At 67.1% G+C, this 24,824-nt stretch carries 23 protein-coding genes and 1 tRNA gene; 4 read left to right on the forward strand and 20 right to left on the reverse strand.

Annotated elements, in window-relative coordinates; translation table 11 throughout:
• Positions 1-14: 14 nt before the first annotated feature.
• The 3 genes from WKW79_RS18520 to WKW79_RS18530 are packed head-to-tail and all read right to left on the reverse strand — an operon-like array spanning position 15 to position 2,905.
• The gene (locus tag WKW79_RS18520; RefSeq protein WP_340336642.1) at positions 15-824 is read right to left on the reverse strand and encodes an alpha/beta fold hydrolase; all 810 of its coding nucleotides are present in this window, start codon (positions 822-824) and stop codon (positions 15-17) included.
• Between the two features lie 4 nt (positions 825-828).
• The gene (locus tag WKW79_RS18525; protein WP_340336643.1) at positions 829-1,845 is read right to left on the reverse strand and encodes a 3-hydroxybutyryl-CoA dehydrogenase; all 1,017 of its coding nucleotides are present in this window, start codon (positions 1,843-1,845) and stop codon (positions 829-831) included.
• Positions 1,832-2,905 (reverse strand): NAD/NADP-dependent octopine/nopaline dehydrogenase family protein, encoded by a 1,074-nt coding sequence (locus WKW79_RS18530; RefSeq protein ID WP_340336644.1) that lies wholly within the window; start codon positions 2,903-2,905, stop codon positions 1,832-1,834. The genes WKW79_RS18525 and WKW79_RS18530 overlap by 14 nt, the downstream gene beginning before the upstream one ends.
• A 201-nt stretch (positions 2,906-3,106) precedes the next feature.
• Here WKW79_RS18530 and WKW79_RS18535 point away from each other — a divergent pair, with 201 nt between their 5' ends.
• The 3 genes from WKW79_RS18535 (at position 3,107) to WKW79_RS18545 (ending at position 5,860) form a co-directional block, all read left to right on the forward strand.
• Positions 3,107-3,913, forward strand: coding sequence for a PPK2 family polyphosphate kinase (locus WKW79_RS18535; RefSeq protein ID WP_340336645.1), 807 nt, complete (start codon positions 3,107-3,109; stop codon positions 3,911-3,913).
• Positions 3,914-4,095: 182 nt separating this feature from the next.
• On the forward strand, positions 4,096-4,479 hold the full coding sequence (locus WKW79_RS18540) for an FHA domain-containing protein (RefSeq protein ID WP_340336646.1): 384 nt from the start codon (positions 4,096-4,098) through the stop codon (positions 4,477-4,479).
• Between the two features lie 37 nt (positions 4,480-4,516).
• Entirely contained in the window at positions 4,517-5,860 is a 1,344-nt protein-coding gene (locus tag WKW79_RS18545; protein WP_340336647.1) for a DUF1254 domain-containing protein, read from the forward strand.
• 23 nt (positions 5,861-5,883) lie between these two features.
• Here WKW79_RS18545 and WKW79_RS18550 read toward each other — a convergent pair whose 3' ends face one another.
• The 13 genes from WKW79_RS18550 to WKW79_RS18610 form a co-directional block, all read right to left on the reverse strand.
• A complete protein-coding gene (locus tag WKW79_RS18550; protein ID WP_340336648.1) occupies positions 5,884-6,945 on the reverse strand; it encodes a DUF1214 domain-containing protein in 1,062 nt (353 codons plus the stop codon).
• Between the two features lie 63 nt (positions 6,946-7,008).
• Positions 7,009-7,833, reverse strand: coding sequence for an SDR family NAD(P)-dependent oxidoreductase (locus WKW79_RS18555; protein ID WP_340336649.1), 825 nt, complete (start codon positions 7,831-7,833; stop codon positions 7,009-7,011).
• Between the two features lie 34 nt (positions 7,834-7,867).
• Complete coding sequence (locus WKW79_RS18560) at positions 7,868-8,284, reverse strand: MaoC family dehydratase (RefSeq protein ID WP_340336650.1); 417 nt, start codon at positions 8,282-8,284, stop codon at positions 7,868-7,870.
• 13 nt (positions 8,285-8,297) lie between these two features.
• On the reverse strand, positions 8,298-8,738 hold the full coding sequence (locus WKW79_RS18565) for a MaoC family dehydratase N-terminal domain-containing protein (protein ID WP_340336651.1): 441 nt from the start codon (positions 8,736-8,738) through the stop codon (positions 8,298-8,300).
• Positions 8,738-9,925: a lipid-transfer protein gene (locus tag WKW79_RS18570; RefSeq protein WP_340336652.1), complete on the reverse strand. Its 1,188-nt coding sequence runs from the start codon at positions 9,923-9,925 to the stop codon at positions 8,738-8,740. The genes WKW79_RS18565 and WKW79_RS18570 overlap by 1 nt, the downstream gene beginning before the upstream one ends.
• A 31-nt stretch (positions 9,926-9,956) precedes the next feature.
• Positions 9,957-11,099 (reverse strand): acyl-CoA dehydrogenase family protein, encoded by a 1,143-nt coding sequence (locus tag WKW79_RS18575; protein WP_340336653.1) that lies wholly within the window; start codon positions 11,097-11,099, stop codon positions 9,957-9,959.
• Positions 11,100-11,145: 46 nt separating this feature from the next.
• Positions 11,146-12,720: an acyl-CoA synthetase gene (locus tag WKW79_RS18580; RefSeq protein ID WP_340336654.1), complete on the reverse strand. Its 1,575-nt coding sequence runs from the start codon at positions 12,718-12,720 to the stop codon at positions 11,146-11,148.
• A 91-nt stretch (positions 12,721-12,811) separates the two neighbouring features.
• On the reverse strand, positions 12,812-13,417 hold the full coding sequence (locus WKW79_RS18585; protein ID WP_340336655.1) for a GNAT family N-acetyltransferase: 606 nt from the start codon (positions 13,415-13,417) through the stop codon (positions 12,812-12,814).
• Entirely contained in the window at positions 13,414-14,535 is a 1,122-nt protein-coding gene (locus WKW79_RS18590) for an alpha/beta fold hydrolase (protein WP_340336656.1), read from the reverse strand. The genes WKW79_RS18585 and WKW79_RS18590 overlap by 4 nt, the downstream gene beginning before the upstream one ends.
• Complete coding sequence (locus tag WKW79_RS18595; RefSeq protein WP_340336657.1) at positions 14,532-14,984, reverse strand: hypothetical protein; 453 nt, start codon at positions 14,982-14,984, stop codon at positions 14,532-14,534. The genes WKW79_RS18590 and WKW79_RS18595 overlap by 4 nt, the downstream gene beginning before the upstream one ends.
• Positions 14,985-14,997: 13 nt before the next feature.
• Positions 14,998-16,290: an alpha/beta hydrolase gene (locus WKW79_RS18600; RefSeq protein ID WP_340336658.1), complete on the reverse strand. Its 1,293-nt coding sequence runs from the start codon at positions 16,288-16,290 to the stop codon at positions 14,998-15,000.
• A gap of 25 nt (positions 16,291-16,315) precedes the next feature.
• Entirely contained in the window at positions 16,316-17,086 is a 771-nt protein-coding gene (locus tag WKW79_RS18605) for an SDR family NAD(P)-dependent oxidoreductase (protein WP_340336659.1), read from the reverse strand.
• A 501-nt stretch (positions 17,087-17,587) separates the two neighbouring features.
• A complete protein-coding gene (locus WKW79_RS18610) occupies positions 17,588-18,892 on the reverse strand; it encodes a PQQ-dependent sugar dehydrogenase (RefSeq protein WP_422823915.1) in 1,305 nt (434 codons plus the stop codon).
• A gap of 153 nt (positions 18,893-19,045) precedes the next feature.
• Here WKW79_RS18610 and WKW79_RS18615 point away from each other — a divergent pair, with 153 nt between their 5' ends.
• Positions 19,046-19,225: a hypothetical protein gene (locus WKW79_RS18615; RefSeq protein ID WP_340336661.1), complete on the forward strand. Its 180-nt coding sequence runs from the start codon at positions 19,046-19,048 to the stop codon at positions 19,223-19,225.
• Here WKW79_RS18615 and WKW79_RS18620 read toward each other — a convergent pair.
• The 4 genes from WKW79_RS18620 to WKW79_RS18635 all read right to left on the reverse strand — a co-directional run bounded on the left by WKW79_RS18620 (position 19,203) and on the right by WKW79_RS18635 (position 24,797).
• Positions 19,203-20,255 (reverse strand): NAD(P)-dependent alcohol dehydrogenase, encoded by a 1,053-nt coding sequence (locus WKW79_RS18620; RefSeq protein WP_340336662.1) that lies wholly within the window; start codon positions 20,253-20,255, stop codon positions 19,203-19,205. The genes WKW79_RS18615 and WKW79_RS18620 overlap by 23 nt on opposite strands.
• Positions 20,252-21,694 carry a DUF1254 domain-containing protein gene (locus tag WKW79_RS18625; RefSeq protein ID WP_340336663.1) on the reverse strand — a complete coding sequence of 481 codons (1,443 nt, stop codon included), beginning with the start codon at positions 21,692-21,694 and terminating at the stop codon, positions 20,252-20,254. Before WKW79_RS18625 ends, WKW79_RS18620 begins: the two co-directional genes overlap by 4 nt.
• Before the next feature lie 122 nt (positions 21,695-21,816).
• A complete protein-coding gene (locus WKW79_RS18630) occupies positions 21,817-24,603 on the reverse strand; it encodes a winged helix-turn-helix domain-containing protein (RefSeq protein WP_340336664.1) in 2,787 nt (928 codons plus the stop codon).
• A 101-nt stretch (positions 24,604-24,704) separates the two neighbouring features.
• Positions 24,705-24,797, reverse strand: a tRNA-Ser gene (locus WKW79_RS18635).
• Positions 24,798-24,824: the final 27 nt, after the last annotated feature.

The raw sequence follows: 24,824 nt of genomic DNA on the forward strand, positions 1-24,824 counted from the left end.
TCCTTGCTCCTTGCCTATTCCAGGCCGTCCAGGAAGTCCAGCACCGCCTCGGCGAAAGCGTCCGGCAACTGGTCCGGCAGCGGCACCATCCCGCCTTCGATGTCGACGATGCGCGCGTCCTGCAAATGCGCCGCCAGCTCGGCCGCATGCGGTGACGCAAAAGGATCGTCCGGCGCGCGCAGCACCAGCACCGGCTGCGTGACGCGCCCGATGCGTTCTTCCATCCGATACGACGCCACTGCGCGATGGCCGCCTTCCAGGTCGCCGCGCACCTTCAGCGCATCGAGCACGAAGGCCTCCAGAAGATCGGGCCGTTCCGCCGGATAGAAGCCCTGCCGGTTGCGCCACATCTGCAGGAGATGCGCGCCGTCGCCGCTGCGCTCGACCGCGTCAATGGGCTTGCTCCCCGCACGCGCCGCGCGGAAGGCCGCATCCGTGAAAGGCGTGGAAGACAGAACCAGCGAACCCACATGCTCCGGAAACGCCGCGGCCAACTCGACGGCGATCACGCCGCCCGTGTGATGCCCCACCACATGCGCCTTGCCGATGCCAAGCGCCGCCAGCAACTCCGCCGCGACAGACGCCCAGTGCTCGATGCTCGGCACCCAGGGCGCGGGCGCCGAATCACCGAAGCCGACCGTGTCCATCGCCACCGCGAAATAGCGCTGCCCGACGAGCGGCAGGACCGCGCGGTATTCGGTCCAGCTGCGCGGCGTCTGGTGCAGGAACAGCACGGCCGGCGCACTCGGCTCGCCGGCGCAGGCATAGTGAACCTGCCCGACGGAAAGGTCCGCGAACGCGCGGCGAATGTCGGGCCCGTTCACGCGCTTATTCCTGCGTCGCCGTCGCCGGCGGCCGCCACAACCCGGCATGCTTCAACATGCCCAGCGTGCGCAGCAGCACGTCGCTGCGGTAGGCGCCGACGTCGCGGCCGGTGTAGTCGTAGAAGCCGCTGCCGCTCTTCAGCCCGAGCCGCCCCTCGCTCATCATCGTGTCGAGAATCGCCGGCGCCTTGTAGCGATTGGCATCTATGGAAGCCGACATCTCGCGGCTCGCATGGTGCAGGATGTCGCTGCCGCCGAAGTCGATGAACTCCACCACGCCCAGTGCCGCGAAGCGCAGGCCCAGCCCATAGCGCGTGGCCTTGTCGATCTCCTCGGCCCTGGCCGCGCCCTCCTCGATCATCCGCGCCGCCTCGTTCATGATCAGCGCCTGCAAGCGCGGCACGATGTAGCCCGGCGTCGGCCCGCACACCACGGGCAGCTTGCCGATCTCTTCCATCAAGGCCTTGGCGCGCGCCAGCACGGCTGGGTCGGTACCCGCGTGGCAGCTCAGTTCCACCACCGGAATCACATAGGCCGGGTTGAGCCAGTGGATGTTGAGGAAGCGCTCCGGCCGCTTCACGAACTCGGCGATCTGCGTGACCAGGATGCTGCTCGTGGTCGAGGTGAGGATGGCGTCGGCGCTGCAATGCATGTTGATGTGCTGGAAGGCCTCGCGCTTGGCTTGCAGCGTCTCCGGCACGCCTTCGAACACCAGCTCCGCCGCGGCCAGCGCACGTGGCGCTTCGTCCGCCCGCACCACGTCGATGCGGGCCACGATCTCCGGCACGCGTTCGCTCGCCATCACGCCCAGCGACGCCAGGCCGCCCAGGCTGGTTTCGATCTCCGCGCGCACTTCGGCATGCAGCTTCTGCCAGGCCTCGTCGCTGCGCTCGCGCAGGTCGACCAGCGACACGCGATGGCCCGCATACGCAAAGGCGATCGCGATGCCGCGCCCCATGCGCCCGGCGCCCACCGCGGCCACGCGCGGTCCGGCCATCACCGCGGCATCAGACGCCGTCATGCAGCCGCTCCTTCAGCGCATCGCGGCTCAGGTCGTTGAGCCCGAGCGCGTCGAAGGTGCGCGGTCCCTTGCGCAGGTCGCGACCGAGGAAACCGCCCACGATCGCCAGCAGCCCGTGCGCAATCGGCGCGTCCACGCCGGCATGGCGTGCGGCCGAGGCCAGGAAGGCCAGGCCCAGTTCCGTGTCCTCGGTGATGTAGCGATGCCCGTAGAGGTCGATGTTCTCGCGCCAGTCGCCCGACTTCACCAGCTTCTTGTGCGCGTCGCCGTACATCCACTTGTCGTTGTTGTAGTGGTCGGCCAGCGGATAGTGCGGCCCGGCATGGCCGAAGGCCTCGCGTACCGCGATGCGTTCGTTGTCGAGCTGGTCGGTGACGGCGCGCACGGCCTTCTGGGTGCCTTCGTTGTGGATGTCCCAGCGCTCGAAGTGCTGCAGCGGCGCGGCGTTCATCACCATCAGAGGCGGATGGATGACCGGGCCGGCATTCATCAGCGCGCCCGAGAGCGCATCGCCGCAGCCGTGCACGCTCGGGTAGGCCTGCCGGATCACCTCGATCGCCTGCTTCTCCTTGCGCGCCGGGTAGACACCGGTCGGCAAGTGGATCGCGCGGATCGTCACGTTGACTTCGCGCTCGCCGTGCTTGCGCGCCAGGTAGGGCAGCGTGCCCGTTTCGGCCCAGGCGACGTCGGCCTTGCTGCCAGCCTCGCGGGCGATGTGCGCCATCACGTAGCTGCCGAAGGTGCCCGGCGGCAGGAACACCACCTGCCCATCGACCAGGTGCGGCGCCATGGCGCGCGCGATGTCGGCCTGCGCGATGGCGGGCGACGGGATCAGGATGAGCTCGGCGCCGCGCATGGCCTCGCCGATGTCGGCCGTGGCCTTGGCGATCGGCACGTCGCGCGCGCCCTCGGCGTCCTTCAGGCGGATGGAACCTGCCGCGATGACGGCCCCCAGCGCCGCCGCGTCGCGCCGCCAGAGACTGATCTCATGGCCGGCCTCGGACAGGTCGGCGGCGGCGGCGTAGCAGCCGTGGCCTCCGCCCAGGATTGCAATTTTCATGAAGCTTCACTCCGCAGGATTCGTGATGGGATGGATGGCCGGCGCCGTCGGCGTCGCGCACAGGTACATTACTTTTCACATATTCATATGTCAATCGGTTTCAGCCCGAGAGCGAAAACCCTGCAGGACGGGCCATGCATTGCCGCTCCACGTCGCTTACGCTCGCGCTTTGCATTTGCGTTTGCAAAGGGGAATTTGCGCATGGCCAGCTTCAAGAAGTACCGCGTCGGCAAGTCGTTCCACCTCGCCGACATCCAGCCGGGCGCGACGCCCTTCTCGGAAGGTTCACGCAGCGAGCAGATCGAGTTGCTCGACACGCTGGCGCTGGACCTCGACAAGTTGCAGAACCTGCTGCATGCCGAAGGCAGCCGCAAGATCCTGCTGGTGCTCCAGGGCATGGACACCAGCGGCAAGGACGGCACCATCCGCTGGGTGTTCTCGCGCACCTCCCCGCTGGGGGTGCGCGTGGCCGCCTTCAAGGCGCCGTCGCTCGAGGAGAAGGCACGCGACTTCCTCTGGCGCTGCCATGCCGTCGTGCCCCGCAGCGGCGAGATCATGGTGTGGAACCGCAGCCACTACGAAGACGTGCTGGTGCCGGTCGTCGAAGGCTGGATCGACAAGAAAGAGCTTGAGCGCCGCTACGCCCAGATCAACGACTTCGAACGCCTGCTCAGCGAGACCGGCACGGTCGTCATCAAGTGCATGCTGCACATCAGCAAGGAGACCCAGCGCGAGCGCTTGCAAGACCGCATCGACACGCCCGGCAAGCACTGGAAGTTCGACATGAGCGATCTCGATGCACGCAAGAAGTGGGGCGACTATCAGCATGCCTACGAGAGGCTGCTGGTCGCCACCTCCACCCGGCATGCGCCCTGGTACGTGATCCCCTCCGACAGCAAGACGCATCGCAACCTGATGATCGCGCGCCTGCTGATCCGGACGCTCGAGGACATGAAGCTGAAGGAGCGGCCGGACGACCCGGCGCTCAAGGGCCTGATCGTCGAATAGCCCGCCTGCCGCCGACCCGCCCCGCCAGCGCGTTGCGCCGGGCACAACGGCGCGCCTGAAACGTCTGTACAAACTGTCGGTCTCGCGTCATATTCCGGACACGTTGCCTGTAGGACAGATCCTTACAACCGCCCCTTTTTCATCCCGCGCAGCCCGGCGCAAGACCCAAGGAATATTTTCGGATGCCAAAGCTCATCGTGATGACCCAACCGGGCAAGACCAAGCTGGTGCCTTTGGCGGCCGAAACCCAGATCGGACGGGCCACCGGCAACGACCTCGTCATCGACTCGGAGCGTGTGAGCCGCTTCCATGCGCTGGTGACCGTCGAGAATGGCGCCGTCTGGATCCGTGACCTCAAGAGCAGCAATGGCACCTTCGTCAACGGCCACCGCATCGTGTCGCGCGCACTGTCCAACGGCGACGGCATCCTCATCGGGGATTGCCAGATGCGCTTCCTGGCCGGCGAGCAGGATGTCGCACCCGCCGAAGCGCTGCGGCTCGTGACGATTCCGGGTGTGTTGACGGAACTGGACCTGGACAAGCTGCGCAAGCCGGGGCCACGCTAGAACCGCCAATCCTTTCACCCGAACAATCGGAGACCGCATGACAGCGACCCAACGCATGACCGAGCCCTACGTGCGCATGGTGGCGCGCGACGCCTACTTCTGGGCGTGGCCGATGATCAACGTCTACAACCGGCGCCTGGCGTTCAAGGACGTGCCCGTGCCAGGCCTGATGGGCGGTGTTGCACCGGCGGCGCCAGTCAACCACCTGTCGATGCTGTCGAACTACATCGAGCCCCAGGAGCGTGTCGTGGCCTGCCCGAACCAGGACGTGGTCTATGGCGGCTGCGCCCTCGGGCTTGACGAAAGTCCGGTCATCATCCAGGTGCCCGATTTCGGCAAGCGCTTCTGGGTCTACCAGATCGTGGACCTGCGCACCGACTCCTTCGCGGAACTCGGCGCGATGTACGGCACGCCCCCCGGTTTCTATCTGCTGGTCGGGCCTGACTGGAAAGGCGACGCGCCACAGGGCATTGCGAAGGTGTTCCGCGCCACCACGCAAACCGGCTTCGTGGTGCCCCGCGTGTTCCAGGAAGACACCCCGCAAGACAATACCGCCGTGCGCTCAATCATCAGCGGCATCGACCTCTATCCGCTGGCGATGTACGACGGCCAGATGAAGCGCCGCGACTGGTCGAAGATCCCGAACTTTCCCACCGATACGTCGAGCGAAAGCGAAACGAAGTGGGTCGTGCCCGAAAGGTTCGTGGACGAGTTGCCGCTAGTCATGAAAGATGCCCCGCCGCTGCCCGGCGAAGAGGCACGCTACGCCCGCATCCGCGCCGTGCTGGCCGCCGCGCAGTCCGACCCGGCGTTGAAGCAGGTGATGACCGACGAAGCGGCCAAGGCCGAGCAGGAACTGGTGGCGCCGCTCTTCGAGTTCCGCAACTACGGCATCGTGCTGCCGCATCACTGGAGCAAGCAGGACAACGGCGCGATGTTCGGCACGGACTACCTCACGCGGACCGCGGTGGCCAAGTCGAACATCCTGGTCAACAAGCCGAGCGAGACAACCTACTTCTACCAGGACCTCGATGCCTCGGGCGACCGGCTCGATGGCGCCAACCGATACACCGTGACCTTCCCCATGGACGGACTGCCGCCAGTGCGCGGCTTCTGGTCGCTCACGCTGTACAACGAGAACCACTTCTTCGCACCGAACGACCTGAAGCGCTATTCGCTTGGGACCAAGAACAAGGGGCTCCAAGCCAACGCCGACGGTTCGCTCACCCTCTACGTCCAGGCCGACTCGCCGGGCGCCGGCAAGGAGGCGAACTGGCTGCCCGCGCCGAAGGGGCCGTTCTCTTTGTACGTGCGAGCCTACTGGCCGACGGAGGCGATCACGTCGGGGAACTGGACGCCCCCGGCCGTGACGCGGGCGTAGCCGACGAATCCGCCCGCAACTTCCTATTGAGGGCTGTCCGGTTGCGCGACCGGGAAGCTCCAGCGCCCCTCCAGGATCTCGGCCCGCGGGCGATAGAGCCGCACGGTGTAGTTCCAGCCCGCCATGATGGGCAGGCAGTTGGCAGCCTGCGCGTCGCAGCCGCCGAACTGGATCGCGATCGAACCGTCTGCACTCTTGCGCGCGGTGAGGTTGTTGAGCGTGTAGGCGTTGGCGGCGTTCTTCTCGTAGTAACCGTCCGCGTTGTAGACGCTCACCGACCAGAAGCCATCCACCGGCACGTCCTTGACGGTCAGGCGGTACACCGTCGTGCCGTCGTTCCTGGCGGGGGTAACGTTCAGGTAGCTCGCGTTCTTCTCGGGGATGCCGCCCCAGGCCGCGGCCGACCCGAAGAGGCGGCGCACCGGGTCCACTTCCTCCTTGGTGCCGAAGGCCTTGTTGAAGTCGGGCGCGGTGCCGGCCAGCACGAGCAGCGCGTCGCGGACCTTCTTGTGGCTGACCGGATCCCAGTCGGGAAGCACGAGCTTGCCCGGTGAGGCCTGCGTGACTTCGACCGCATCCTGCAAGGCATACGCAGCCCGGAGGTCGGCCGGATCGGCCGGGTCCGCGAGCGTGCGAATGCCGACGGCGGCATAGCGCGTGCCGACGCCGGCTCTCGTCAATGTGTACGTGCCCGCGGTGTCGACCATGTACGGCACATAGTGGTCCTGGCTGATGACCTGCATGGACATGTAGCGCTTGCCGGCGTCCGGCATGCGGATCGTCACCGGCCCTGCGTCCAGGTCGAACACGCCCGACGAATAGAGCGTGTCGCGGTTCAGGCGAATGATCGGCTGGCGCTCGATCGAGGCCAGTGTGCGGCGGTGCATCAGTTTGCCGACCCCGCCGCCTTGCGTGGCCAGCGTCTTGAGGTACCTGTCGGATTCCGAGCGCACGAAGTTGTCGATGGTGACGGGGACGGTCGCGCCGGAAGTCGCGGTGGCCGCCGGTTGGGCATGGGCGAGGTTTGTCATGGCGAACAGGGAGACGATCGCGGGGATCGCAAGCAGCTTCTGGAATGGGGGCATGGCATCGTGTCCTTGGGTCTTTGTCGCGCCCCGCACGCACACCTTGCGTGCGGGGCAGTTGCTTTATTGCGGGCCGCCCGCCACAGCGATGGTCTGGCCTGTGATGTAGTTCGATTCGGGCGAGCAGAACAGGTACACCGAACCTGCGGCCTCTTCCGGCGTGCCGCCACGACCCAACGGCGTCACTTGCGCGTGCGCCTTGATGATTTCCGGGTTCACGCCGACGCGGATGTCGCGCCCTTCGATCTTGATCGTCGCGCCGGCCTTGGCGTCGGCAGTGGTCATGCGCGTGTGGATCAGGCCGAAGGCGACTGCATTCACGTTGACCTTCAGGCGACCCCACTCGCGGCTCAGCGTGCGCGTCATGCCGATCACACCGGCCTTCGCAGTCGAGTAGTTCATCTGGCCGGGGTTGCCGTTGAGCGCCGACACCGACGAGATGTTGACCACCTTGCGGAACACCTCGCGGCCTTCCGCGGCCTCGGCTTGCGCCTTGGCCTTGATGACCGGATAGGCCGCGCGCAGGATGCGGAACGGTGCGCCGAGGTGGCAGTCGATGATGGCGTGCCACTGCTCGTCCGTCATCTTCTGGAGCACGTCGTCCCAGGTGTAGCCGGCGTTGTTCACGACGATGTCGATGCCGCCGTAGTTGTCGACCGCGGTCTTGATGAAGCGCTCGGCGAAGTCGGGTGCCGTCACGCTGCCGACGCAGGCCACCGCGTCGGCGCCTTGCTTCTTCAGCGTCTCGACCGTCTCGTGCGCCGGATCGGCGTCGAGGTCGTTCACGACCAGCCGCGCGCCTTCGCTGGCGAGCTTCATCGCAATGGCCTGGCCGATGCCGCGGCCGGAACCGGTGACCAGTGCCACCTTGCCGTCAAGTTTTCCCATGATGTGTTTCTCCGTGTGGGTTGATGAGTTGGATTTAGAGAGCGACGACGGCGTCGCCGAGGATCCGGGTGTCGCCGTACTGGTTGGTGGTCTGGATCTCGAGCCGCGCGCGGCGCTCGCCGTCGTGCGCGAAGGTCTCCGTGACCTTGCCGGTGCAGGTCACGATGTGGCCCAGGTGCGTGATGCCGGTGAAGCGCACGCCGAAGTTGCGGATCTGGCGCTGGTCGACCCACTGCGTGAGCAGGCGGCCCAGGTAGGCCATCGACAGCATGCCGTGGGCGAACACATCGGGCATGCCGGCCTTGCGGGCGTAGTCGGTGTCGATGTGGATCTGGTTGTGGTCGCCGGATGCGCCTGCGAACAACGCGAGCGTGGTGCGATTGATGGCGGGCAGCGTCAGCGGCGGCAAAGCATCGCCGACTTGCACGTCCTTCAGATGGGTGTTGGTCATGTAGCTGTCCCTTTCAGCCGTTGCGTTGCACGAGCACGCTGTGCAGGTCGGCCACGTGTTCGCCCTTGCCGTTGGTCACGCGCGTCTCGCGCACCACGAACTGCAGCGCGCCACCCTTCTTGTCGTAGATGTCCGCGATGCGGCTCTCGTAGGTCAGCGCGTCGCCGGCATGGGCCGTGCGGTGGTAGGTGAACTGCTGTTCGCCGTGCAGCATGCGCGGCACTTCCACGCCGATCTCGTCGATCCACGCGTTCGAGCCGCTCGTGAGTTCGATCGAGAACAGGAAGGTCGGTGGCAGCGGCAGGCTCGGGTGACCTGCTGCGCGCGCGGCGGACTCGTCGAAGTAGACCGGGTTCGTCTCGCCGATCGCCTTGGCGAAGAAGCGAAGCTGCCCCGCCTCGGCCACCGCCGTGAACGACGGCAACACCTTGCCGATGTGCTTCTTGTCGATCATCAGGCGGCCTTCTTGTAGATCGTGACGACGCCCGCGCCGCCGAGGCCGAGGTTGTGCTGCAAGGCGATGCGTGCGTCCGACACCTGGCGTGCCTCGGCCGTGCCGCGCAACTGGTGCGTGAGCTCGTAGCACTGCGCGAGTCCGCTGGCGCCCAGCGGATGGCCCTTGGACAGCAGGCCGCCCGAGGGATTGACCACCCACTTGCCGCCATAGGTGTTGTCGCCGTCGTTGACCAGCTTCTCGCCCTCGCCTTCCTTGCACAGGCCCAGGCCTTCGTAGGTGATGAGTTCGTTCTGCGCGAAGCAGTCGTGCAGCTCGACGACGTCCACGTCTTCCGGGCCGACGCCGGCTTGTTCATAGGCTTGCTGCGCACCCGAACGCGTGATGTCGAAGCCGACGACGCGGATCATGTCGCGCGTTTCAAAGCTGCTGGGGGTGTCGGTGGTGAGGGCCTGTCCGGCGATCAGCACGTCGGTGCGCAGGCCGCGCTTGCGGGCGAACTCTTCCGAGACCACGATGGCCGCCGCGCCACCGCAGGTCGGCGGGCAGGCCATCAAGCGCGTGAGCACGCCGTCCCACAGCATGGGCGCATTCATGACGTCCTCGGTCGTCACGACGTTTTTGAACACGGCCAGCGGGTTGTTGGCGGCGTGGCGGCTGGCCTTGGCGCGGATCTTCGCGAAGGTCTCCAGCTTCGTGCCGTACTTCTGCATGTGCGACAGGCCGGCGCCCGCGAACTGGCGGATGGCATCGGGGATCTCGGGATGGCCGACCAGGTCGTCGGTGAGATCCAGTGCACGCTCCAAAGCGGATTCACGGTCGGGCCACATCGATCGCAGCGCGCCCGGGCTCATCTGCTCGAAGCCCACGGCCAGCGCGCAATCCACCGCGCCGCTCATCACGGCCTGGCGCGCCAGGTAGAGCGCGGTCGAACCGGTGGAGCAGTTGTTGTTGACGTTGACGATCGGGATGCCCGTCATGCCCACGTGGTACAGCGCCTTCTGGCCGCTGGTGGAGTCGCCGTAGACGAAGCCCGCATAGGCCTGCTGCACGTCGGTGTACGACAGGCCGGCGTCCTCCAGCGCCTGGCGGATCGCCTGCGCGCCCATCTGGTCGTAAGGGGCGCTCGCGCCCGGCTTCGTGAACTGGATCATGCCGACGCCGGCGACCAACACATTGCGTGTCATTGCTTCTTCCTTGGGTGGTTGGAGTGGGAAATCAGAGCTTTCGCGAGATGAGGTCGCGCTGCACTTCGCTGGTGCCGCCGTAGATGCGCGTCACGCGCGCATCGGCAAAGGCCTGGGCGATGGGGTACTCCAGCATGTAGCCGTAGCCACCGTGGAGTTGCACCATCTCGTCCAGCGCCCGGCCCAGCGTCTCGGTGGAATACAGCTTGGCGATGGCGGCCTCTTCCAGCGTGAGGCGGCGGCGCATGTGCTCGCCCAGGTAGTGGTCGGTCATGGTGCGCACCGCGACGGCCTGTGCCTTGATGTCGGCCAGCTTGAACTTGGTGTTCTGGAAGTCCCACACCGTGCCGCCGAAGGCCTTGCGGTCCTTGACGTAGTCGAGCGTGTGCTGCAGGCAGGTTTCCAGTTGCGTGGCGGCGCCAAGGGCGATCAGGAAGCGCTCCTGCGGCAGTTCGTGCATCAGCGCGTACATGCCCTTGCCTTCCTCGCCCAACAGGTTGCTGACGGGAACGCGCACGTTGTCGAAGAACAGCTCGGCGGTGTCCTGCGCCGGCTGGCCCACCTTGTGCAGCTTGCGACCGCGGCGGAAGCCCGGGCGGTCGCATTCCACCAGGATCAGGCTCATGGCCTTGGAGCCGGTGCCCTTGGGATCGGTCTTGCAGACCAGCACGATCAGGTCGGCCAGCAGGCCGTTGCTGATGAAGGTCTTGCTGCCGTTGATGACGTACTCGTCGCCTTCGCGCGCGGCGGTCGTGCGGATGCCCTTGAGGTCGCTGCCCGTGCCCGGCTCGGTCATGCCGATGGCCAGCACCACGTCGCCGCTGGCACAGCCAGGCAGCCACTTGCGCTTCTGCTCTTCGGTGCCAAGGCGCTCGATGTAGGGCGCGATGATGTCCGAGTGCATGCCGAAGGCCGGGCCGGTCACGCCGGCGCGAGCCATCTCCTCGCCCAGCACGGCCGCATGGCCGAAGTCGCCACCACCGCCGCCATACTCTTCCGACAGCATCGGGCACAGCAGGCCTTCGCGGCCGGCCTTGCGCCAGACCTCGCGATCGACCTTGCCGGCCTTGGCCCACGCCTCGTTGTGCGGGACGCATTCGCGCTCGATGAAGCGGCGCACCGTGGTGCGGAACATTTCGTGGTCGTCACGAAAGACAGTGCGTTCAATTTGCACGGGTAACTCCAGTTGGTTCAGGAAGAAAGAGGGATGGAAAAGGAGGTCAACCGACCTGGCGCGCGTGGCCTTCCCAGAAGGGCTTGCGCAGTTCGGTCTTGAGCACCTTTCCGGTGGCCGACAGCGGGAGCGTCTCGGTGCGGAAGGTGTAGGAGCGCGGGCGCTTGTAGTTGGCGATGAGCTGGCTGCAATGCGCGGCGAGTGCTTCCTCGTCAACCTGATGGCCGTCGCGCAGGCGGAGCACGGCATGCACTTCTTCGCCCCATTGTTCGCTGGGGATGCCGATCACCGCGCACTCCAGCACGGCGGGGTGTTGCGCCAGCGCGTTCTCGACTTCGGCCGAGTACACGTTCTCGCCACCAGAGACGATCATGTCCTTGAGGCGGTCGACCAGGAAGATGAAACCCTGCGCGTCCATGTAGCCTGCATCGCCGCTGCGCAGCCAGCCGTCGACGATGGCGGCCTGGGTCTGCTCGGGCTTGCGCCAGTAGCCCAGCATCACGCTGGGGCCGCGGGCCACGATCTCGCCGATGGTGCCGCGCGGGACTTCCTTCATCTCGTCATCGACGATGCGGATGTCCAGCGTCGGGTTGGGCCGGCCCGCCGCGCGCAGCAGGCGTGCATTCGGTCCTTCCACGGCGTGGAACTCCGCGCCGAGCACGACCACGCCGCCCGCCATCTCGGTCTGTCCATAGCCTTGGTAGAAAGCGACGTTGGGCAGGGTCTTCATGGCGCGGCGCAACAGCGCTTCGGAAATCGGGGAGGCGCCGTAGAGCAGCTTGCGCAGCGACCCCATGTCGGCGGGATGCGCCTGCAGGTAGCGGTCGACGAAGTCCACCATCGTGGGCACCAGCAGCGCAGTGTTGACCTGCTCGGAAACCACCGCCTCCACCACGAGGGCCGGGTCGAAGCGCGGCAGGATCACGTGAGTCGCGCCGACTCCCGTGTACGAGAGCACCGAACACATCGCGGCCAGGTGGAACATGGGCGCGGAGTGCAGGAACACGGCGTCCGCCTCGTAGGGCATGACCAGGCTGAAGCTCATGAACGCGAAGGTGATGTTCGCGTGCGAGAGCATCACACCCTTGGGCCAGCCGGTGGTGCCGCCCGTGTACATGATGATGGCCATCTCGTGGCCATGCGTCGAACGGTCTTCGAGCGGCTCGTTGCCCTCGATCAGCTTTTCGAAGGACACGAGGTCGGCCGGCGCATCGTCGCCCATGAAGACCGTGCGCGCCGGATCGAAGCCGGGCAGGGTGCGTGCCATGGCGGCGAAGTCCTGGTCGAGGATGAGCAGCGACGGTTCGCTGTCCTTCAATGCGTACGCATGCTCGGCCGGTGCCCAGCGCGTGTTGCCCGGCACGGCCACGCAGCCCGCCCAGAGAATCGCGTAGGTCGCTTCGAGGTAGCGGTCGCTGTTGGAACCAAGGATGGCGATGCGCTCACCCGGCTTGACGCCCAGGGTGGCGAGGCCTGCCGCCAATCGGGTCACGCGGTCGAAGGTTTCGGCCCAGGTGCGCCGGCGCTGGCCGAACACGGTCGAGGTCCGCTCCGGAAAATACTGCGCCGCACGGCGCAAGCCCTGCGTGAGGGTGATGTGAAGTTCGTGGTTCGTCGTCATGGTGCTCGTCTCTGTTTCTTGGGGCAAAGGAAGGGCCACCCGGGCCACCAGCAGGTGCTTTGGCCAAGGGGTCCGGGGATGTGGATATGGGTTAGGTGTTCAGGGCTTCCGCGACGCCATAGGCCTGCATGCGCGCCTGCACGGCGGCCACGTCATGGCTCAGCACGGCGAGGTCATGGCTGCTGCCGTCGCGGTCCTTCACGTGGTCACGCAGGACGGCCTCGGCGCTGAAGCCAAGCTCTTCGAAGACGGCGATGGCCGCCTGCTGGTCCACCGTCATCTGCACCATGAGCTTGTCGAGCCCGAGACCCAGCGCGAGCATGAAGCTCTGCTGGATCAACTCGCGGCCCAGGCCGCGGCCACGCCACGACGGCGCCACGATCACGCGCAGCTCGCCCACATGGCGCGACCACGATTGCGCATCGGTGACGATGGCCGTGCAGCCCACGACCTCGTCGCCGTCGCGGGCGACCAGGCTCGTGATGCTGCCTTCCGCGATCGACCGCAGCCATGCGGCGGTGACCTTGGGATGGCTCAGGTCGCGGCGCGTGAACAGCAGGTCGTGCGTCGGCAGCGTCTTCACGAAGGCGTCGAGTGCGACGGCGTCATCGGCGCCCATCACGCGGATGTCCACCTTCGTGCCGCCGAGGGATACGGTGCGCGGATAGCCGCGCGATACGGTTTTCTTGTTGCTCATACGGATCTCTTTCCAAGCCATTGATCGAGTGCAGGCCACATGCGCTTGACGGCGTTCGGGCCAGCCACCAGGCTGACGTGTCCGCCGGGCAGCACCACTTCCTGCTTGTCGCGGGAACCCACGCCTTCCAGCAGCGGACGCGCGCATTCAGGTGGCACCAGCGTGTCGTGCTCGCCGATCACGTGGAGGATCGGCACGGTGATGTTCTTCAGGTCGACCAGTCGTCCGCCGATGCGCAGCGTGCCTTCGCACAGGCTGTTCTTCCACATCAGTTCCTTGACGATCTGGCGGTAGTACTCGCCGGCCTGCGGCAGGGTTTCGGAACCCCAGCGGTTCATCATCCGGTGGCCCTTGACGTACTCGTCGTTCCACATGTTGTCGAGCAGGCGGATCTGGCCCGCGATGCGGCCGGCGGGGCGCTGGATGTCGAAGGCGTTGATGACGAAGTCGGCGGGGATGTTGCCCACCGCATCCACCATGCGGTCGACCTCGAAATGCCGCTGGTCGCTCATGGCCTGGAACAGGGGCATCTTCTTCCAGTCGACCGGCGTGGTGAAGCACACGAGGTTCTTCACCGGGCCATCGGGATTCAGGGCGGTATAGATGGTCGAGAGCACGCCGGCCATGCAGTAGCCGATGAGCGTCACGTCCTGCTCGCCGGAGTCCTGCTGCACGCGTCGCAGGCAGTCGGGGATGAAGTCGAGCGCGTAGTCCTCGATCTTCAGCCGGCTCTCTTCGCGCGTCGGCGCGTTCCAGTCGATCACGTAGACGTCGTAGCCGCGCGCGAGCAGGTACTCGATCATGCTTTGGCGCTTGGCGAGGTCGAAGATGTACGCCTTGTTGGTCGGCGCCATCACGAACAGGATCGGCACGCGGTAGACCTCTTCGGTGGTCGCGTGGTAGTGATAGAGGCTCAGCGTGCCGCGGCGGTGCAGCAGGGTCTTGGCGCTCGGGCCGACGGCGGGGGACGGCGAGCCGAGGTAGCGCAGGCCCTTGAGGCTGCGCTGGATGGTGCGCTCGACCTCGGTGCGCAGGCGTTGCGTGATCGCGCTGTCGGCGGGCTTCCTTGCGGACTGCGCGGAGGCTGGCTTGGCGACGGGCTTGGCAACGGCGGTCATGCCCTCGCCCCCTTGCGTTTGCGCGCGACGGCGAGCTCGGTCACGGGTGCAACAGATGCGACGGGCGCCACCGGTGCAACAGGCGTGACGGCCGCATGCGCCTCTTCCGGCGGACGGCGCGTGCGCGCAGGCCGCGGTGCGCTCGACGGACGGGCCGCAGCAGGCAGCAGCATGTCGATCTTGTCCTCGAGACGCTGCACCGCCGCCGCGAGCGCGGCGAACTCGGTGCGACTCGGCATGTCGAGCCGCTTCTGCGTGCGCGCCAGCACCTGGCTGTACGCATGCTGCATGCCGAGCGAAACCTGCGAGAACTGGTTCAGCACTTGCGAGAACTCTTCGCTCTCCATGCGGCGGGCGCCGAGCGTGTTGACACTGTTCTCGAGCTGGTCGAAGGCAGTGCGCCACCACTGCATGAGGTCGGGTATCTTGGGTAGGGTTGGATTGGCCATGATTGGCTCTCGGTCAGGTACCGGCTGTGGGATAGGTCTGGCGCGCCGCAAGCCGGCCGAGGCGCGTGACTGCTTCATTTCGTGCAAGGGTTGCCGGTGCCAGCGCGGGCTTCAACAACATGCGGGTGGCGCCGGCCGCCGCGGGTGACAGCAGGCGCAGCAAGGCGGCCAGCCAGCGCTCGGCCCCCACCCAGGCGGTCAGCGTCGTGCTGGCCACCTCGACGGAGCTGTCGAGCGCGCTGCAGTGGGCTGTATCCGACGCTTCGTCGGCGATCTCGATCGTGCGGTTGACGGGCTCGGCATCGCCGAACGCGTGGGCCAGCGCCGCGCCAATGCGTTGCAAGGCATCGCGGCCGGCACCCATGACGGCATCAAAGTTCAGGAAGCCGTGGAACTGGCCGGCGTAGTGCAGCAGGTCCACCGGCACGCCCGCGGCGCGCAGCCGGCCGGCATAGTGCAGGCCGTCGTCGCGGATCGGGTCGAAGCCGGCGCTGATGACCACCGCGGGCGCCAGGCCGCGCAGGTCCGTGCTGCGGGCGGGCGACAGCCACGGATCCGTTGCGTTGGCGGGGACGCCTACCAGGCTCTGGACATGTGCCAGCGTCTCGGCCGTCACCATGTAGCCGCGTGCGTTCTCGGTCGCCGACGGAAAGGCCTGGACCAGGTCGGTGGCCGGATAGGCCAGCACCTGCAGGCGCAAGGCCTGCCGGCCACGGCGCACCATCTCCTGCGCCACCGCCGCGGCGATGTTGCCCCCGGCCGAGTCGCCGCCGACCGCGAGCCGGGTGGTGTCGATGCCCAGCGCCTCGCCTTCGTCGGCCACCCATTCCAGCGCCGCCAGGAAGTCCTCGCGGCCCGCATTCAGGTCATGCTCCGGCGCAAGGCGATAGCGCACCGCGATCACGATGCAGCCCGCCTCGCTGGCGATGTTGCGGCAGATCGAGTCCGCCGAATCCAGTCCGCCGACGACGAAGCCGCCGCCATGGCACCACAGGAAGGCAGGCGCCGGCTTGGCACCCGGACGCGGGCTGTAGACCCGCATTTCGATCGGGCCCGCGGGACCGTCGATGACGCGCTCGATCACCGAGGTAACGGGCACGCGGCGACCCAGCGCCAGGGCCATCAGCTTCCACAGCAGGCGCAGCTGCGCCATGGAATAGGCCTTGGGCGGCCGCCGCGATGCCAGGTTGAACCAGCGCAGGAAGGCACGCGCCTCGCGATCCGGCCGGCCGGCGCGCCGCTCCTGGGGCATGCCGGCGGCGATGGCGGTCGATGCTGAGACCAGGCTGATTTGCTTGTGCTTCATTTCTTCTTCTGGGGAGTGGGTGGATTCAAAGACCGGAAACCAGGTGACCGCCATCGACGGCGATGAGCGAGCCCGTCATCCATGACGACGCCGGGGTGGCCAGCAGCAGCAGCGCGCCGTCGAGTTCCTCGGGCTTGCCCAGGCGTTGCATGGGGATGCGCTGGATCAGCTCTTGGCCGAGGGGCGTGTCCCACGCGGCTTCCGTCATCTCGGTACGGATGTAGCCGGGCATCAGTCCGTTCACGCGGATACCGAAGCGTGCCCATTCCAGCGCCAGGCTCTTCGTCAGGTGGATCACCGCGGCCTTCGAGGCCGAGTACGCGGCCACGCCGGCCATCACGCGCTCGCCCTGGATGGACGCGATGTTCACGATCGCGCCACCGCGCTTCGCCGCCTTCCAGCGCCGCGCCGCCTCGGTCGCGACCAGCCAGACGCCGCGCAGGTTGGTCGCGATCACGTCATCGAAGGACGCGATGGATTGCTTCATCGCCAAGCCTTCGGAGGCGATGCCAGCGTTGTTGATCACCACGTCGGGCAGTTCGCCGGTGGCGGCCATCGTGTCGAAGGCGCTGACGACGGAGGCCTCGGAGCTCACATCGAGCTCGATCACCGTCACCTGCTGCGCGCCGAGCGCGGGCAGGTCGGCGGCCAGCGCTTCGAGCCGCGCCTTGCGACGCGCGGCGATGACGACCTTCGCGCCGCAACGGGCCGCGAGTCGCGCGAAGTGGTCGCCCAGTCCCGACGATGCGCCGGTGATGAGGATGCGCTGACCTTGCAGCATGGCACCTGTGTTCATGTCTTGATTTACCTCGTTGAACAGGCGCTGTGTGTGCTTGCGCCCGGATGCCTCAACGATAGGTTTCAAGCCCTCCCCGCCTCCTCCCCGTGCTCGGGGGGAGGGTTTCTACCAAGAGGTTCTGAGCAAGTCCACGCGCCGGCGCGCTGGCTCAAGGCGTTGACACCGAAGACGACCTGCAGTCGGCTGTCGAGGTGCGCATATCGGCTCCATGCCTGGACTCGCAGGTGTGCGATGCAGCATGTCCAGCGCCGGACACGGCCCACCCCTGGCCCGGCGCCACCCCGGGGCCGGATGGCAGTTCGGCAGCGCTCGCGGCCGTAGCCTTGGCGTTGGCGACCGATTCAGCATCGGCCAGGAGCCGACCTTCGCGACACAGTCGGCTGCAGGCGAAGAGGCCGGCGGTCAAAGCGCCCCGCAGCCTCTCAACGTACGACCTCGTCGGTGCGCAACAAGAGGCTGCTGGGCACCGCGACACCGACCGCAAGGGCAGTCTTCAGGTTAGCCCGCGCCGCGGGCGGTGACGCGCCAGATGACGTCGCCCACGTCGTCCGCCACCAGCAACGCGCCGTCGGGCCCGATCGCGACGCCGACCGGGCGCCCGTACGACTCGCTTTCATCGGGCGACAGGAAGCCGCTCAGGATGTCGCGCGGCAGGCCTGCCGGGAGGCCGTTCTCGAACGGGACGAACACGACCCGGTAGCCACTGAGCTTGCTCCGGTTCCACGAGCCATGCTGGCCGATCGCCATGCCCGCGGGCCAGCCAGGCAATGTGCCAGCGGGCAGCCAGCACAGGCCGAGCGACGCAGTGTGCCCGCCGAGCGCGTAGTCAGGTGTCAGCGCGCGCGCGACCGCAGCCTGGTCCTGCGGCACGCGGTCGTCGACCGTGCGGCCCCAGTAGCAGTACGGCCAGCCATAGAAGCCGCCGTCGCGCACCGAGGTCAGGTAGTCGGGCGGCGTCTCGTCACCGAGCCCGTCGCGCTCGTTGACCACGGTCCACAACTGACCGGTGGTCGGTTCCCAGGCGAGGCCGACCGGGTTGCGCAGGCCGCCGGCGTAGAGCCGGGTATGGCCGCTGGCGAGGTCGATCTCGTAGATGCAGGCGCGCCCGGTTTCGACCTCGAAGCCGTGTTCGGCGATGTTGCTGAGCGAACCGACGCCAGCATAGAGCTTGCTGCCGTCGGGGCTCGCGAGCAGGCTGCGCGTCCAGTGGCCGCCCGGCTTGAATTCGTTCAAGCGGCGGCCCGGCGCGTCGATGCGCGTGGTGCCGGGGGTGTACGGGAACGCCACCACGCCGTCGGTGTTGCCGACATAGAACGTGTCGCCGACCAGCGCCATGCCGAAGGGCTGGCTCAAGCCCTCGAGCAGCGCCGAACGGACCTCGGCGACGCCGTCGCGGTCGGCATCGCGCAGCAGCGTGATGCGGTTCGGGCTGGGGCCGATCGCGGCGGCGCGCCGCATGGTGCTGACCATCGCGTAGTCGAACACCGTCTTGCTCGGGCCCGGCTCGAACAGTGCCTCGGCCACCGTCACGTCGCCATTGGGCAGCACGTGGATCCAGCGCGGATGCTTCAGTCCGGTGGCGAACGCGTTGACCTCGAGCCCGGGCGCAGGCGTCGGCTTGTGCCCGTTGGACCAGCCGCGCGCAGTCGGCATCTTCAGTGTCGGGATGCGGCCCTGAGGGCGTGCGTCGGGGATCGTCGGCGCGGCTCCGACCGCCTGCGTGGGATCACCGGTCTGCAACCGGCGCCACTGCAGCGCCGCGTTCCCGGCCACCGCAACCATCTGCGCGAAAACGCTCGACATGCTCATCAAGGTTCCTCTCGTCCCAGGTCGATGTTAGGCCGCGTCGCCGCTTCGTACACTCGCTCGCGATGATCTCAGCGCTGCTCATCGCTCAAGCGAAGCGCAGGCGCTTGCCGTGTCGCTGACAACCTCGACGCCCGACACGGTGGCCAGATGATCAGTATCCGCATTTGCAAGATGACCGGCAACGCCGCGCAACCCGTCGTCGATGCCACCGAGGTGCTGCTGGTACGCGAAGTGAAGTATTCGGAAGGAGCCATGACTCCCAGCCATACCTCGACCGTCACGTCAGCCGCATCGCCGGATGGGTTCAATCACGTCCGTTCGGCGTGATCACGATGCGGCCTTCGACCTTCCCGTCTTCCAGCAGGCGATACGCCTCGGCAGTGTCCTCGATGTCGAAGTACTGGACGTTCGTGCGGATGCGCCCCGCCTGCGCCAAAGCAACAACCTCGCGCAGTTCGCTCGGGCTGCCCCAGTAGCTCGAGCCGATGCTGGCCTCGGCCGGCATGTCGAACAGGTTCCACTTCAGCGAGCCGCCGCCGACGCCGAGCACGTCGATGCGCCCGCCGATGGCCACGGACTTGGCCGCCAGCTTCAGCGTGGCGTCGACGCCCACGATGTCGAGCACCAGCGCAGCGCCGCGGCCCTGGGTCGCCTCGCGAATCACCTTGGCCGCGTCGTCGTCGGCCGGCACGGTCACGCGTGCGCCCAGCGACTTCGCGAGTGCCAGCTTTTCAGGGCTGCGGTCCACGGCGATGACCTGTGCGGGCGTCAGGGCCGTGAGCAGTTGCAGCGCCATCTGGCCCAGCCCACCCACACCGATGACGACCACGCTGCTGTTCGGCCGCAGCCGTTCCAGGTTGCGTCGGATGCTGCGGTACGGCGAGAGCGCCGCATCGGTCAACGGCGCAGCGCTGCGGGGGTTCAGGTCGCCGATGGGAATGATCTGGCGGGCCGATTTCACAAGCATGTACTTGGCGATAGCGCCGTCCGCGCCGAGGCCCAGCGCGGGGTTGGTCATCGCATGGGTCTCGCAGAGATGGTCCTGGCCGTCATGGCAGGCGACACAGCGCCCGCAAGACAGCGACGGATAGACGATGACCGGCATGCCCTTCTCCAGCCCCGGGATGTCGGAGCCGAGCGCTTCGATCCATCCTGCCGCCTCGTGACCGAGCGTGAACGGCGGCTTGCGCGTCAGGTACGGCAAGGGCGGAAAGCCGGCATGCATGCAGTGCAGGTCGGAGTGGCACAAGCCCGCGCCGCCGATCTTGACCAGGATCTCGCCCGCCTTGGGCATCGGCACGTCGACATCGCGCAACTCGCCCATCTGGCCGGCCCGCAGCAGCTGGAAAGCTTTCATGGCGCTGCCTCGGCGGAGGTCGCGACCTTCATCGCGGGACGCTTCCACCGGCCATCGATGGCTTCGGCCTTCGGCGCGTACAGGCGCAGTGCCGTGAAGAACGCGCCCTCGGGTGCAGGCAGCCAGTTCGCTTCCTTGTCCTTGCCGGGCGGGTCGTGCTGCACGTACAGCGTGATCCCGCCGTCGGCATCGCGCTGCAGCGAGGGCAGCATCGGCGAATTGACGAGGTAGCGCTTCAGCGGATTCGCCACCAGCATGCGCGACGGGAACTCGTACATCGTGAGCGACCAGAACGAGTCGACCGGTGGCAACTGGCCCGGCGCGAAGCGCAGCGCATAGCGGTTCTTCGCCGCGTCCAGGCGCGCGCCGCCGGCGTCGGTGAAGTAGGACAGGTACACCGCCTCTTCCTGCGAGAGGCCGTAGATGCCGCGCTCCGCGCCGAACATGCGGTACAGGTAGTTGTTCTTCAGGTGCTCGCGGCTGCCAAAGACTTCGCCACTCTTCACCTGCCCTGCGTTGACGCGCTTCTCAAGCCCTGCGAATTCGACCCAGGCCTCGGCCATGCCGCGCTCCATCGCGGCGCGGGTTTCCGCTGGCAACGTCTTGGCGTCGAAGCCTGCGCGGCCGTCGATACCCAGCCTGGCCAGCCGCGCCCGGAGTTCAGTCTCCGAAGGATGCACCGGGCAGAAGCGCAAGACGAAGTTCAGCACGTTGAAGAACTCGATCGACGTGCGCTCCTGTCCGGCCGCGAGCGGCTTCGCGAAATCGACGGCGGGCACCGTGGCGGTCACGGCCTGTCCGAGGTACTCGGCCAGCGTCTGGACCTTGTAGCCCGCCTGCACCGCCTTGACGTTCTCGATGTCGGCGGCGTCGAACAACTGCGTGCGATAGAACACGAACGCAAATTCGGTCTCCGAGCGGATCACACCGTCGATGCCCTCCGGCACCTTGCCGTTCCAGCCCGGGCCGGCCAGCAGGAAGCGACCGGCCTTGCGGCCCGTCGCACGATTGCCGGCGTAGGCAAAGTTGTGGGTGTAGAGGTCGACGAACTGCGCCGAGAAGTAGCGGCCCTCCGCCACCGCCGGCATGCTGATGACCAGCGGGCCGGCGCGCAGGTCGGCACCGAGCTGGGAATAAGGCGTGTCGGAATTCGGCGTCTGGATCGCCTTGTCATCCGGCGTGTAGACGCGGGCCTCGTTGGCAATCCTGTTCCAGGGCGCCTTGAACTCGGGGCTGCTGCGATCGACGAAATAGGTGTGCAGGACGCGGTAGTTGTCGACCAGCGGAAAGCCGTAGATGGTTGCTTCCTTGGCAATGGCCTGCGCCTCTGCGGCCGAGACGGTCTGGGCGATCGTGCGTCCAGGCATCACGGCCGCCACCAGCAGGCTGGCGGCAAGCATGACTGCCTTGACGGCCGAGCGCTGCGGGAGGGTTTTCATGTCGATTCCTGATCGTTGGGGCGGTTGCGAAACCAGGCGCTTGCGTGCTTGCGCCTGGGTGCCTCAACGATAGGAGCCGAGCCCTCCCCGCCTCCTCCCCGTGCCGGGGGGGAGGTTTTTGCCTACCCCTCACCCCATTGCAGGTCCCGGACCCTCGCTACCGCTTCGTCGCGGCCCGCAACGCCGAGCTTGAGATAGATGTTCTTCAGGTGCCACTTCACCGTCTCCGGCGACACCCCCAGCGTGCGCGCGATCTTCTTGTTGGGCATGGTTTGCGCGAGCAGCCGCACCACGTCGCGCTCCCGCTCGCTCAAGGCTTCCTGGCCGGCAATGGGTGCAACCGATGGCGCGGCCGTTCCCGCCGGCACCTGCGACGCACGAGAGGCTGAAACCAGCCGCTCGGCATAGAAGGCCAGCACCGGGTCCAGCGCCGGGTCTTCACCCAGCTCGCGGATCAGGTCCTGCGCGACAGGGTCCGCATCGACCAGCGTGCGCATGAGGCCCACCCGGTGCCCGCCGCGCAAGGCATCGAGCGCACATTCGACCGCCAGCGTGTGACGGCCGCGGCGCAACTCGATGACCGCGCGCAGCAGCTGGAGTTGCGCATTCAGCCGATAGCGGTTGCGTGACTCCACGAACGCAATCAAGGGCTCGATGCGCATCGCCGCATGTTCGAAATCACCCTGTGCCATCAGCAGGCGGACCCGCGCCCGTTCGGCCATCACGAAGATCTCGTCGCGGATCATTCCCCCGACGTCTCGGTGCCGGGCCTCCAAGTCATCGAGTCGCTTGACGAGACCCTCCGCCGCCAGCAGATCACCCATCAGGATGCGGTAATGAACCTGCATGCCCAGGCTGTGCGCCAGCAGGCGGTCGAGGTCCACGCCCGTCGCGAAATCCTCGAGGCGCTCCAGGTACGCCATGCTTTCGAGTTGCCTGCCGGACGTCCAGTGCGCGATCGACAACATCAGCAGCAGCCGCAGCACCGAGTCCGGAATGGAGGCCCGCTCCAGCACGTCCACGCGGTCTTCCAGCAGTCGCAGCGCCGCGTCGATCTCGTCGATTTCAACCAGTACCTCCCCGAGCAGCGCCGTGGCCAGCAACGCCGGCTCGACGCACGCGGGCCCGCCAGACTCCGCCTCCCGCAGCACCTCGCGGTAGATGCGCTCGGCCTGCGTCATGCGGCCCTCGAGCGCAAAGCTGAGGCCGATGAGGCAGCGCCCCTGCAAGGTGCCCGACGAGGTACCGAGCAAGGGCACGCCGTCGACCAGTCGCAGCGGGTTGTCGAACTGCACCTGGCGCGCGCGCTCGTACTCGCCACGGTACATGTAGAGCCACGACAGGATGTTGTCGCGGCCGCCCACCAGCATGGCGTCGGCTTCCGGCGGTGTTTGCAGCAGGCGCGGCAGCACGGCCATCGCCGCATCGGGGTCGTCGCGCTGCACCGCGAGCGTGGCCTGCAGGATCGCGAGGTAGAAGCGGTTCGGCGCATCGCCCTCCGGGATGTCGGCCGCGAGCCGCGTGATGCTTGCCGCACATCCGTCGAAATCGCGGCTGTAGAGCGCCAGGCGGATCATCCACAACCGCAATTCCACGCGCGCCTGCACCTGCACCGGCGGCAACTGGCGCACCAGTCCGATCAGCTTGCGCAGGTCGCCCCGCTTTTCCAGGGCCCGCGCCGTACGCTCCACCAGGTCGGCCGCCGCGTCGGCTTCGCCAGCCAGCACGCCATGGCGCACCGCCTCGTCGAGCAGGCCATTTTCCCGGAACCAGTTCCATGCGGCCAGATGGATGTCGCGCCCGTGCTGCGCACTGCGCCGGCCCAGCCGCTCGTGCAAGGTCTCGCGCAACAGCGGATGCAGGCGATACCAGGTGTCCCGCTCATGGCTCTCGACCTGGATGATGAACAGGTTGTCGGCCTCCAGGCGCGTGAGCAGCACGACCATGCTGGCAACTGTTGCGTCCCGGCCGACCAGCACCGCGCACAGCGGCGCGCAGAAGCGGTTGCAGATCGAGACGTTGATCAGCAACTCCAGCTCCGCCGGCGCCAGGCGCGACAGCACTTCACGCTCGAAGTAGGCGCTGAAGGCCTGGTCGTTCTGCACCTGCGCACGCACGAAGTCCGCCGGTGCGATCGCCTCACCGCCGGCCTGCCGCCACCGCTGCTTCCAATCGACCGCAAGAAGCTGCAGCCCCGCGACCCAGCCATCCGACAACTCGTGCACGCGCATCGCATCGCGATGGCTGATCGCGCCGACCCGGCTGCGCAGAAAGCGCTCGGATTCCGCGGGAGAGAAACGCAGGTCGCGCAAGTCCAGTTCGAGCACCAGCCCGCGCGAACGCAGCCGCGTCAGCGACACCGCCACGGCGCCACGCGAAGCCAGCACCAGGTGCAGGTTGGCCGGGGCATAGTCGATGAGCCACTGCAGCGCCTCGTGGATGCGCGGATCGGCCAGGTGCTGGAGATCGTCGAGCATCAGCGTGATCTCGCCCCCGTGGCGCGCCATGCCCCGCACCAGCGCGATGACGAGGCGCTCCACCGCTTCGCCATCGACACCGTGGCCCGCCAGCTCGGTGGCCTCGCGGACAATGTCCTTGTCCACCTGCGCGATGCTGGCCACCAGGTAGTCGAGAAAGCGCGTGAGTTCGTTGTCCTCGGGCGCCAGCGTGAGCCACGCCACGTGGAAGCCCAGCGGCAGCAAGGCCTGCCGCCAGGCCACCAGCGTCATCGTCTTGCCGCAGCCCGCCGGCCCCTGCAACACGAAGCAGCGCAGGCGGCGCGCCTCCAGCAGTTGCGTGATCAGCTTGTCGCGCTCGACCATGCGCCCGGCACTGCGCGGCGGGACCAGCTTGGTCTTGACCAGCGATTGCAGCGCGACGGTTGCGGGTGCTTTGGCTTTGGGTGGCATCGCGGCATCCTGCCATGGCATTCCTGAACCGGGCTCACCCAGGAACGCATGGCGAACAGGCATAAAAAAACGCCCCGTGAGGGGCGTTTTTACTTGGCTTTTGGCGGAACCGGAGGGATTCGAACCCTCGATGAGGCTCTACACCCCATACTCCCTTAGCAGGGGAGCACCTTCGGCCACTCGGTCACAGTTCCTGAGCCATCGATTATGCCATCTTTGGC

It is taken from the genome of Variovorax robiniae (assembly GCF_037889955.1).
Classification (GTDB): Bacteria; Pseudomonadota; Gammaproteobacteria; order Burkholderiales; family Burkholderiaceae_C; genus Variovorax; species Variovorax robiniae.

Excerpts from the sequence above, each read along its gene's own strand:
- WKW79_RS18555 (WP_340336649.1), bottom strand. The coding sequence starts at position 7,833 with ATGGGAAAACTTGACGGCAAGGTGGCACTGGTCACCGGTTCCGGCCGC.
- WKW79_RS18620 (WP_340336662.1), bottom strand. The coding sequence starts at position 20,255 with ATGAAAGCTTTCCAGCTGCTGCGGGCCGGCCAGATGGGCGAGTTGCGC.
- WKW79_RS18540 (WP_340336646.1), top strand. The coding sequence starts at position 4,096 with ATGCCAAAGCTCATCGTGATGACCCAACCGGGCAAGACCAAGCTGGTG.
- WKW79_RS18565 (WP_340336651.1), bottom strand. The coding sequence starts at position 8,738 with ATGATCGACAAGAAGCACATCGGCAAGGTGTTGCCGTCGTTCACGGCG.
- WKW79_RS18585 (WP_340336655.1), bottom strand. The coding sequence starts at position 13,417 with ATGAGCAACAAGAAAACCGTATCGCGCGGCTATCCGCGCACCGTATCC.
- WKW79_RS18590 (WP_340336656.1), bottom strand. The coding sequence starts at position 14,535 with ATGACCGCCGTTGCCAAGCCCGTCGCCAAGCCAGCCTCCGCGCAGTCC.
- WKW79_RS18600 (WP_340336658.1), bottom strand. The coding sequence starts at position 16,290 with ATGAAGCACAAGCAAATCAGCCTGGTCTCAGCATCGACCGCCATCGCC.
- WKW79_RS18560 (WP_340336650.1), bottom strand. The coding sequence starts at position 8,284 with ATGACCAACACCCATCTGAAGGACGTGCAAGTCGGCGATGCTTTGCCG.
- WKW79_RS18610 (WP_422823915.1), bottom strand. The coding sequence starts at position 18,892 with ATGTCGAGCGTTTTCGCGCAGATGGTTGCGGTGGCCGGGAACGCGGCG.
- WKW79_RS18630 (WP_340336664.1), bottom strand. The coding sequence starts at position 24,603 with ATGCCACCCAAAGCCAAAGCACCCGCAACCGTCGCGCTGCAATCGCTG.
- WKW79_RS18525 (WP_340336643.1), bottom strand. The coding sequence starts at position 1,845 with ATGACGGCGTCTGATGCCGCGGTGATGGCCGGACCGCGCGTGGCCGCG.
- WKW79_RS18595 (WP_340336657.1), bottom strand. The coding sequence starts at position 14,984 with ATGGCCAATCCAACCCTACCCAAGATACCCGACCTCATGCAGTGGTGG.
- WKW79_RS18570 (WP_340336652.1), bottom strand. The coding sequence starts at position 9,925 with ATGACACGCAATGTGTTGGTCGCCGGCGTCGGCATGATCCAGTTCACG.
- WKW79_RS18535 (WP_340336645.1), top strand. The coding sequence starts at position 3,107 with ATGGCCAGCTTCAAGAAGTACCGCGTCGGCAAGTCGTTCCACCTCGCC.
- WKW79_RS18545 (WP_340336647.1), top strand. The coding sequence starts at position 4,517 with ATGACAGCGACCCAACGCATGACCGAGCCCTACGTGCGCATGGTGGCG.
- WKW79_RS18530 (WP_340336644.1), bottom strand. The coding sequence starts at position 2,905 with ATGAAAATTGCAATCCTGGGCGGAGGCCACGGCTGCTACGCCGCCGCC.
- WKW79_RS18625 (WP_340336663.1), bottom strand. The coding sequence starts at position 21,694 with ATGAAAACCCTCCCGCAGCGCTCGGCCGTCAAGGCAGTCATGCTTGCC.
- WKW79_RS18580 (WP_340336654.1), bottom strand. The coding sequence starts at position 12,720 with ATGACGACGAACCACGAACTTCACATCACCCTCACGCAGGGCTTGCGC.
- WKW79_RS18605 (WP_340336659.1), bottom strand. The coding sequence starts at position 17,086 with ATGAACACAGGTGCCATGCTGCAAGGTCAGCGCATCCTCATCACCGGC.
- WKW79_RS18550 (WP_340336648.1), bottom strand. The coding sequence starts at position 6,945 with ATGCCCCCATTCCAGAAGCTGCTTGCGATCCCCGCGATCGTCTCCCTG.
- WKW79_RS18615 (WP_340336661.1), top strand. The coding sequence starts at position 19,046 with ATGATCAGTATCCGCATTTGCAAGATGACCGGCAACGCCGCGCAACCC.